The sequence below is a fragment of the Aliterella atlantica CENA595 genome, assembly GCF_000952155.1.
In the GTDB taxonomy this organism is placed as follows: domain Bacteria; phylum Cyanobacteriota; class Cyanobacteriia; order Cyanobacteriales; family Chroococcidiopsidaceae; genus Aliterella; species Aliterella atlantica.
This window is the reverse complement of sequence record NZ_JYON01000053.1, coordinates 1-4,747: the sequence shown is the minus strand read 5'-3', so window position 1 is coordinate 4,747 and position 4,747 is coordinate 1. Positions and strand designations below refer to the sequence as shown.

Here is a 4,747-nt window from a genome sequence, read left to right as displayed (position 1 = left end):
CAATTGTCACTTGTAGAGGACGAGCCATCTTTTGATCTGAGCTTATTTGCTATTTTTGACTAGCTTAATGCATTAGGCTCACTCAACTTACTTTATTAAGCTACTTTTTACATTAAATTGGTATTAGACTTTAACTTCAACACAGTTTTTTATAGAATTAGCACCAGTATTGATTTTGGGTTAATCGATGAATAAACAGGCAACAACTTCTTTTGAAGGCTATATTTTGTTTCGCGATCGTCAAGTATGGTATCGCATTGTTGAACCAAACGAAGAATCTGGCAAACTCCCGTTGTTATGTCTTCATGGCGGACCAGGAATTCCACACGATTACTTACAACCTTTAGAAGCGCTCGCGCACACAGGAAGACGAATTATTTTCTACGACCAACTTGGATGCGGAAATAGCGATCGCGCCAAGAACGCAGATTTATACTCGATTGACTGGTTTAAAGATGAACTCGTAGCAATTCGCCGCGAATTAGACCTGGAGCAGATTCATCTTTTTGGACAGTCCTGGGGGGGGTGTTTGGCACTGGAACATACCCTTTCTCAAGCGACTGGTTTAGCAAGTCTAGTTTTGGCAAATACACCTGCTAGTGTTCGGCAATTTGTCGATGAAGCTTATCGCTTAATGAACGAGTTGCCCGCAGATATCAAAGAAATGATTCACAAACACGAAACTGCGGGGACAACTCAAGACCCAGACTATAAACAGGCAATAGAAGTCTTTAGTCATTGCTTTCTCTGTCGACTAGATCCTTATCCAAGTTGTTTAACCCAAGCTTACAGTAAAGCAGGTACAGAGTTTCGGGGTGCTGGCAAAATCATCGATTGGAGTGTGGAAGACCGCTTGAGTGAAATTTCTGTACCAACACTACTGCTTTCGGGTCGGTACGATCAAGTCACTCCCGCTTGTGTAGAACCATTAAAGCAAGGGATTTCTGGTTCAGAGTGGGTGCTATTTGAAAACAGTTCACATATGCCTCACTTGGAAGAAACAGAGGGATTTCTGCAAGTGCTGGAAGAATTTTTGAACCGAGTAGAACACGATCGCAACGGTTATCAAATCGGCGATCGAAATTCTTAAAAAGAAATGCAGTGTCTTTGGGGGTTCTAGCCTCAAAAATGCACTCTCAATTATCGCCAGAGTAATAGTACCGCTCAAGCTGCCATCTAGTTGAGGAACCAGTAAAACAACGATGTTGCCATCGCTTCTCCAGGAATGAATTTTATCTGAGTGGAGGTGAATTTTTGACTGTTGGGTGGGGCAAGGTAAATTAAATGATTTATAGTCTGTGGGTACGTATTTTTGCTCGAACTCAAACATTTCTGTGTTGAGGAAAGCCTTTCTTACTGCCGATCGCGCGCCGTCTGCACCAATCAATAAATCGTAGGTTGTAGTTAGATTCATTTCTGGCGGTGCAGATGTTTGGGCTGGGGTTTGAAAACCAATTGTTTTGGTAGTAAAGTCTACTTTGGTGCAGGCATGATTGAAATGCAAATTGAGTCGGCTGTTATCGTATTTTTCCGTCAGTTTTTGCAATAAAGTAATAACTAACTTAGTCCGAGCGAACGTCAACATCGGTTTTTTTCTAGATGTTACTCGCGTTTTACCGCCCGATTGGTGAAAAACGCCGCCGTGCATTTCCAAGTTCGCATCTCTAACTGCTGCTTCAATGCCATCAATCTGACCAAGGGCGCTGATACCCCGTTCGTTTAAGACGAGCGGGTATGTTCTAGCCTTAGAAAACTCGATAACTCGCGGATCGCTCTTGGCATCGTAGAGGTCAACTTAATATTGTTTGCTGCGTCTCAGCAGATAGTGCGCTAGAAGCACGCCGCTAGGTCCAGCGCCTACAATCGCGACTTTCTGGATCATCTCTTCACCTCTGCTATTACTGCTCGAAACTGCATTACTCGATAACTCCTGCAAAACTTGGTCGTCTTAACTTCCTAGCTATGCGCTTTTGAATATATCAAGTAGAGTAGTTAGAGATATTCGGAACTTCTTCGGCGAAAGGTAGTAAGTTGCTGGCAACAGTTCGGTTCAGGATTGAACTATTGCTTTACGGGGCGTGATGCGTAAAGCCCCCGTCTTTTAAGCGGGGGATATAAGCGAATGGTTAAATTTATTTAACCGTGATGTGGATCGTTGATGTATTCTAAGACTCTCTGAGTGCTAACCTTTCCATTAGTATCAAACATATAAGAATGCGTCCAAAGACTCGGTAATTTTAATAACTCTGGATACTCAAGCCTTAAAATCCTAGACGACCTACCTTTAAAAGCTTTCACTACTTGAGATATTGAAGTATGCGGGTCATACTCAACTAACAAATGAACATGGTCTGGGGCAACTTCTAGGGCTTTAATCACCCATTTTTTATCATTCGCAACTGAGTGAAATACCTCAATACAACGAAGTTTTAAAGCCTCGTTATTGGCAAATAATCTTCTGCGCCGACACGGTATCCAAACTAAATGAACCGTTGCAAGTCCAATTGCATGATTGTATTGATTATATACTGTTTCCATGTAGATGAGTGTTGATTATCTACATAATTGATGATATCATAGTCCCATGAAGACATTGAAGTTCAAGTTATACAGTCACAAGCGGAATCGCTACCTCAAGCGGTCTATAAATGCTGCTGGGGCGATCTATAACCATTGCATCGCACTCCACAAACGTTATTACCGTATGTGGGGCAAGCATTTGAACTGTGCAAAACTTCAAAATCATATTGCGGGAATAAGAAAACGAAATCCGTTTTGGCAATTGGTAGGCTCTCAAGCTGTGCAAGATATATGCCAGCGCATTGATAAGGCGTACCAAATGTTCTTTAAGCATCACAAAAAAGGAGTTAGACCACCAGGCTTCAAGAAGGTTAAAAAATACAAATCATTCACTTTAAAACAGGCAGGTTATACATTTTTAGGCGGTAACAGAATCAAGATTGCCAATAAAGTGTATCAATTTTGGAAGTCAAGAGAAATAGAGGGGACGGTCAAGACATTAACTATAAAACGTACACCGCTAGGTGAATTATTTATGGTTGTTGTGACTGGCGCTCGTTTTGAACGCGAAAGCTTTGCGGGGGGAGCTTCCCCCGCAAACGTTTCGCCACAAATACAATCCACGAATGGTAAGATAGCGGGATTCGATTTTGGGTTAAAAACATTTCTCACTTGCTCTGAAGGTTTTAATATCGAAGCGCCACTATTTTTAAAGCAATCTTTAACTGCAATTAAAAAAGCTAGCCGTCAGCATTCCAAAAAGTTAAAAGGTTCAACCAATCGAGAACAGGCAAGAAAAAACCTAGTACGCAAGTACGAAGATGTTTCTAACCGTCGCAATGATTGGTTCTGGAAATTAGCCCACGATTTGACTAACAAGTTTGATGTATTGTGCTTTGAGACATTAAACCTTAAAGGGATGCATCGCCTCTGGGGTCGTAAAGTCTCAGACTTAGCGTTCGGTGAATTCCTACAAATCCTGGAATGGGTTAGCAAGAAAAAAGGCAAACAAGTAGTCTATATTGACCGTTGGTATCCTAGCTCTAAAACTTGTTCACGCTGCGGACATATTCTAGAATCTCTGGACTTGTCCATTAGACGCTGGCGTTGTCCATCATGCCAAAGCGAAAATGATAGGGATGAAAACGCCAGTATCAATATTAAAATGGTTGGGGCTTCAACCATAAGGTTAGGCGATGTAAGACAGGCTTTGCCTGCAATTGCTGTTTGAGCCTTGAATCACCTGTACTTCAGTCGGGGGAGTAGGTCAAATTTAAGTGATGCTTAGTGGCACACTGCTAGGAGGAACAAATTGGGAGGTAGCACAAAGCCAACCGATCGCCGATCGCACGCTGGGAAACGAGCGTTGTGTGGTCGTGCCACTGGAGTCAAATGCACCAGGCGATCGCATTTCTGGCAGAGCGCAACGGGGCGACAATTTGTTTCATATTAGCCCTAACTTACCACCAACTAGGAGATTGGCAGCAAGCAAACGAGGCGATCGCGGACGGGTAGTGCAAGGCATTAATTCGTTCGCATTGCTATGAAAGCAGATCGTCGCATTCACGCGTGATTATTGGTATCGGAGTGTTTTGAAAACTAGGATATTGGCGATCGATTTGATGAGCTTTGTAGGAGAACCAGCCAAACCCCAAATTGGCAATCTTCAGTTGTCGAAAAGTAGCATGAGGATCGCCAAGGTGCGTTTGGGGAAGTTGCTGCCCCATCTGTTTGAGAACTAGACCCAGCGGGACATTAATCTCATCTTGGAGCTTAAGACAACGGGCAAAAAAGGGACCGTAGGCAGCAATCAAAGAACCAACACCACCGCGTGCCTGTCCCCAACCGATGTAATAAATTCCCTTGTAGTCGTCTAGAAAACAACTGCCATAACATTGAACGATCGCCCCCTTGACACGTTGAAGAGCAGGCGGCAAGAAGGGATAAGAAACATGAAATCCAGTCGCACAAACAATCAAATCAAATGTCTCACAACTGCCGTCAACAAATTCAACAATATCCCCTTTGAGTTGCCGTACTGCTGGTTTAGGCGCAATTCGCCCATGTTTAATATAGTAGGGGACTTCATTATTGAGAGTGGGGTGTTTTTCAAAAATGCGGTAGGTGGGCTTGGTTAAGCCGTAATCCTCGTGCTTGCCAAAGGTGAGGCGAATAATGCCATAGGCGATCGCACGTTGCAGCGATTCTGGCATCCACCCCCGAATCA

5 protein-coding genes and 1 pseudogene are annotated in these 4,747 nt (G+C 43.2%); 3 read left to right on the top strand and 3 right to left on the bottom strand.

Annotated features, from left to right (window positions below; translation table 11 throughout):
• The first annotated feature begins 187 nt into the window (after window positions 1-187).
• Window positions 188-1,090: a proline iminopeptidase-family hydrolase gene (locus UH38_RS24455; RefSeq protein ID WP_045057329.1), complete on the top strand. Its 903-nt coding sequence runs from the start codon at window positions 188-190 to the stop codon at window positions 1,088-1,090.
• Here UH38_RS24455 and UH38_RS26530 read toward each other — a convergent pair.
• Both UH38_RS26530 and tnpA read right to left on the bottom strand, forming a co-directional pair.
• Complete coding sequence (locus tag UH38_RS26530) at window positions 977-1,648, bottom strand: FAD-dependent monooxygenase family protein (RefSeq protein WP_144405773.1); 672 nt, start codon at window positions 1,646-1,648, stop codon at window positions 977-979. The genes UH38_RS24455 and UH38_RS26530 overlap by 114 nt on opposite strands.
• A 488-nt stretch (window positions 1,649-2,136) precedes the next feature.
• Window positions 2,137-2,538: an IS200/IS605 family transposase gene (gene tnpA / locus UH38_RS24450; protein ID WP_045057328.1), complete on the bottom strand. Its 402-nt coding sequence runs from the start codon at window positions 2,536-2,538 to the stop codon at window positions 2,137-2,139.
• A 46-nt stretch (window positions 2,539-2,584) separates the two neighbouring features.
• Here tnpA and UH38_RS24445 point away from each other — a divergent pair, with 46 nt between their 5' ends.
• Both UH38_RS24445 and UH38_RS24440 read left to right on the top strand, forming a co-directional pair.
• A complete protein-coding gene (locus tag UH38_RS24445) occupies window positions 2,585-3,751 on the top strand; it encodes an RNA-guided endonuclease InsQ/TnpB family protein (RefSeq protein ID WP_045057327.1) in 1,167 nt (388 codons plus the stop codon).
• A 46-nt stretch (window positions 3,752-3,797) separates the two neighbouring features.
• Complete coding sequence (locus UH38_RS24440; RefSeq protein WP_235355400.1) at window positions 3,798-4,067, top strand: hypothetical protein; 270 nt, start codon at window positions 3,798-3,800, stop codon at window positions 4,065-4,067.
• Here the strand turns inward: UH38_RS24440 and UH38_RS24435 are convergent.
• Window positions 4,062-4,747, bottom strand: a pseudogene (locus tag UH38_RS24435) (flavin-containing monooxygenase); the annotation flags it as partial. The gene UH38_RS24440 and the pseudogene UH38_RS24435 sit on opposite strands and share 6 nt — an antisense overlap.

Excerpts from the sequence above, each read along its gene's own strand:
- UH38_RS24455 (WP_045057329.1), top strand. The coding sequence starts at position 188 with ATGAATAAACAGGCAACAACTTCTTTTGAAGGCTATATTTTGTTTCGC.
- UH38_RS26530 (WP_144405773.1), bottom strand. The coding sequence starts at position 1,648 with ATGCACGGCGGCGTTTTTCACCAATCGGGCGGTAAAACGCGAGTAACA.
- tnpA (WP_045057328.1), bottom strand. The coding sequence starts at position 2,538 with ATGGAAACAGTATATAATCAATACAATCATGCAATTGGACTTGCAACG.
- UH38_RS24445 (WP_045057327.1), top strand. The coding sequence starts at position 2,585 with ATGAAGACATTGAAGTTCAAGTTATACAGTCACAAGCGGAATCGCTAC.